At 30.0% G+C, this 3,914-nt stretch carries 6 protein-coding genes; 3 read left to right on the top strand and 3 right to left on the bottom strand.

Annotated elements, in window-relative coordinates; all coding sequences use genetic code 11:
- A partial coding sequence (locus B4E59_RS05195; RefSeq protein WP_291051821.1) for a hypothetical protein occupies positions 1-345 on the top strand: 345 nt, incomplete at its 5' end.
- Here the strand turns inward: B4E59_RS05195 and B4E59_RS05190 are convergent.
- Positions 342-788: a hypothetical protein gene (locus tag B4E59_RS05190; RefSeq protein WP_147279982.1), complete on the bottom strand. Its 447-nt coding sequence runs from the start codon at positions 786-788 to the stop codon at positions 342-344. The two genes, B4E59_RS05195 and B4E59_RS05190, sit on opposite strands and share 4 nt — an antisense overlap.
- 23 nt (positions 789-811) lie before the next feature.
- On the bottom strand, positions 812-1,294 hold the full coding sequence (locus B4E59_RS05185) for a hypothetical protein (protein WP_115000270.1): 483 nt from the start codon (positions 1,292-1,294) through the stop codon (positions 812-814).
- A 504-nt stretch (positions 1,295-1,798) separates the two neighbouring features.
- Between B4E59_RS05185 and B4E59_RS05180 the strand changes: the two genes are divergently transcribed.
- A complete protein-coding gene (locus tag B4E59_RS05180) occupies positions 1,799-2,143 on the top strand; it encodes a hypothetical protein (protein ID WP_221854443.1) in 345 nt (114 codons plus the stop codon).
- Positions 2,144-2,198: 55 nt separating this feature from the next.
- On the opposite strand, the gene B4E59_RS05175 is transcribed toward B4E59_RS05180, so the two are convergent.
- Positions 2,199-2,420 (bottom strand): heavy-metal-associated domain-containing protein, encoded by a 222-nt coding sequence (locus tag B4E59_RS05175; RefSeq protein WP_038335762.1) that lies wholly within the window; start codon positions 2,418-2,420, stop codon positions 2,199-2,201.
- Between the two features lie 149 nt (positions 2,421-2,569).
- Here B4E59_RS05175 and B4E59_RS05170 point away from each other — a divergent pair, with 149 nt between their 5' ends.
- Positions 2,570-3,892, top strand: coding sequence for a solute carrier family 23 protein (locus B4E59_RS05170; RefSeq protein ID WP_221854442.1), 1,323 nt, complete (start codon positions 2,570-2,572; stop codon positions 3,890-3,892).
- Positions 3,893-3,914: the final 22 nt, after the last annotated feature.

Genomic DNA, 3,914 nt, shown 5'->3' with positions numbered 1-3,914 from the left:
AATCAAAATGCACAACGGGTTGATTCTTCTAACTTTTATCAAATTAAAATTAATTATCAAAAGACAAAACAAAATTTTTATTTGATAGTAAATTCAACTTATTTAATCTTTGCTTGTGTAGAAAAAAATAGATGCTTTGATTTGAAATTTATTGACTTTCCTATTGAATTAATTTCACAATTAAAAGCCGAAGTAAATTCAAGTTTGATCCTTCTAAATCCAAAAGAATTAAATAAAAAAGTAAACATTTCTGATTTAGAATTATTAGGTGAATCAGAAATTAAACAGATCAATTATTGGAAAAGTAAAATACTGGGAGAGATTGTTTTCAATTGTTTTGATTAAACTTTTCGTTTAATAATTTTCTTACGTTTTCTTTTCTTAAAAATAATTCGAATTAGACGATAACCATATGTTACCTTTTTATTTTTTGTGATAATAGGAAATGCCATTGTGCACATCAACGAAATACAAGCAGTTGTACCTAATGCCCCTCCATAACCATTGAAAATTTTGCTCGTATAATGCAATAAAACTGCAAATAAAATTGGAGAAAAAACTAACGAAAAATAACTAATATTTATGGTTGATGATACCATTCCAATGAAAGTTCCGCCAATTACATACAACGGAATATTTTTGGTATAAAACTCTGGTAAAATTGTTGGAAAAAAATAGAAAAATCCACCGACAATCATTGCAATCATTGCAGAGGCACGAACTGGACCTTGTTTGAAACGAATGTTTAATTCATATGTTGTTAATGAAGCAATTATTGAAAACATCATTAATATTAAAAATTCAATAATCATTAGCCAATAATTAATTTAAACAACAACATACTCAACAAAACGCCTATAAATGCTAATGTTCCTAGCTTTCCACCCACACCAACAAATAAAGATTTTGTAGCAAAAAATAACAAGGCAGTAAAAACTCCAGCCGAAATAATCATCCAATAAACATACTGAAAATCAAGCGAAGTCATCCCAATGAAAGCACCACAATAAATTGGTCCTGCAATTTGTTTTAGATATTCTGAACGAGAATTAAACTTCGTTAAAAAAGAACCTAAAGTTCCTATAATTCCTGCAGAAAAAACACCGCCTAAACCTAATTTATTATTGATCAAATATGTAATTATTGCTGCAATAGGAATCCATAAAACCAAAGTTTTACGATCAAAAGAATATTCGTGATGATGCAGTGGAAACTTGCGGTAAACCACAATCAAAAGTAAACAAATTGCAGCAATAATGTAAGGAACAAGATAATGTTCTATTCTTTCGTTCATTATCGAAAATAAAAACAGAAACTGAATTATAAAAATAATCAGTATCGTGACAAATTTTATGATGCGTTTGGTTTGCACAATTATTTTTTGAAGTTGCAAAGTTAGTGACTTGTTTTAACAAAATAGAATAATTTTTATCAGTAAAGTTGTAAAAATTTCTTAAACTTAAAACAATATGAAAACACTAGAAAATTTGAAATTTCAACATCATTTAACAAAGAATCTATTGAATGATGAATTTTAACAATTCGTGAGTTTCCACAAAAAATTCAGAATGAAATCACCTCTCTTTCAGAACCTAAATTCGAACAATAATATCGTTCTGAAGGCTGCATCAACGTTGGGTTACTTTGTTAAATTCTTTTGTTGAAAGTGATTGGGACAAAAAATTTCGTCATCAGTAAACAAATCTTGCGATTTATGCTTGGAATTGCAATCATCATTTGGCGCATATACAACAAGCTAATAAAAGTTAGTGTATCTTTGCAAAACATAATCTAACTCATGAAATACATCAATTATTTTCTATTATTTTTATCTACAATCATTAGTATTTTTCTGTTTTTTGTAAGCGCTAATCAAATTGAAGTTGTTCCGAATAAAAATGAAGGTTATAAAGGTGAACAAATTATGCTCATTGAAAAATCGAACGATATACAGTTTGTGAAAAATATAGCTGAAACTTCGGTAGATAAATATGATGTAATGTACAATCAATTATCTGATTTTGCAGCAAAAATGAATACTTGGATTATTTTATTATTTATTCTTCAACTTGCTATGGGCGTACTTTTCTTTCTACAATTTCGAAAAAATAAAAAATCTCAAGTCAACACAAGATTAACTTGAGATTATATTGACTTAAACTATCACAAAAAATAAGTCATTCTACCTAAAAAAATATCTATTCCTCAATTAATTCAGCTGAAAAACCAACTTCCTCAATTGTATCAATAATTTCTTCGTCTGTTGCTTGATTAATTTTTACAGACAAAACTTTGTCTGGATTATCAGTATCAACTTCCCAAGCTTCTAAACCATCTAACTTATCTAAAAAAGGTTTCACTTTGCTCACGCAACCACTACAATTTATATTTGTTTTGAATTTTAATTCTTTTGTTTCCATAACTCTTTGATTTTTGTCTTACAAATTTCGATAGAATTGTTCCAAAACCATTTACAAGATTTCGCTAAATAGTTATATGATTTCTATACTTATTAATCGTTTTGAGCTACTTTTGCATTCAAACAAAACAATTTCAATTTCTTTTACAAATGAGTCAACAAAATGACCAAAATATTATCTTAGCGATCGACGAAAAACCGAAGTTAGGACAAGGTATATTATTAAGTATACAGCATCTTTTTGCAATGTTTGGTGCAACAGTTTTAGTTCCTGCTTTGACAGGAATGTCTCCAGCAATTGCATTAATTTCGAGTGGAATCGGAACTTTAGTTTTCATCTTAATTACACGAGGAAAAGTCCCTTCATATTTGGGATCTTCATTTGCTTTTATCAATCCAATTATCGCAATGAAAGCTTTAGAAACAAACCCAGAAAGTGGAATTGCGACAGGAAGTTTCTTGGTTGGTAGTTTTTTGGTAGGAGTTACTTATTCATTGGTCGCACTATTTATAGCAACGGCAGGAACAAAATGGTTAATGAGACTTTTACCCCCTATTGTTGTTGGTCCAGTAATTATGGTAATTGGTCTGGGATTAGCTTCTACAGCAATCAAAATGGTGACAAATAATCCTTCTGGTGAATATGATTTAACCTATGTTATAATTGGTTTTGTTACCTTAATTATCACGATAATTACAGCAATTTTCAGTAAAGGTTTTTTGAGTGTAATTCCAGTTTTGGTCGGAATTATTGGTGGATATCTTTTTGCAATTACGATGGGAGTTGTCGACCTAAATCCTGTTATAGAAGCTAAATGGTTTATGATTCCAGATTTTACCATTCCTTTTGTAGATTACACACCAACTTTGTCTTGGTATGTTATTTTCTTAATGATTCCGGTCGCAATTGTACCAATCGCAGAACATATCGGACATCAATTAGTTTTGAGTAAAGTCGTGAACAAAGACTTAATCGAAGATCCAGGTCTTGATAAATCGATGTTAGGAGATGGTATTGCAACAATGATTGCAGCTTGTTTAGGTGGACCTCCAAACACAACGTATGGCGAGAATATTGGTGTTTTAGCCATTACAAAAGCTTTTAGCATTTATGTATTTATTGGAGCAGCATGTTTTGCTATTTTATTTGGATTTTGTGGTAAAGTTTCAGCTTTATTAAGTACAATTCCAACACCAGTTATGGGCGGCGTTTCTATTTTATTATTCGGAATTATTGCTTCGAGCGGATTAAGAATGCTAATCGAGAATAAAGTTGATTTCAAGATTAAACGAAACCTTATTATTTCCTCTGTTATTCTTATCATTGGAATCGGTGGTGCAGCAATCCACATTGGAGATTTATTTTCTTTAGAAGGAATGGCTTTAGCTTCTATAATTGGAGTTGCTTTAAATTTGATTCTTCCTGGAAGAGAATTTGTCTCATTCAAAGAAATGTTTGATGAAGAAAATTAAATTATGTAACGTCCTGAAAAAA

It is taken from the genome of Empedobacter sp. UBA2044 (assembly GCF_002333005.1).
Classification (GTDB): Bacteria; Bacteroidota; Bacteroidia; order Flavobacteriales; family Weeksellaceae; genus Empedobacter; species Empedobacter falsenii_B.
This window is presented reverse-complemented; position numbering and strand designations above follow the sequence as displayed.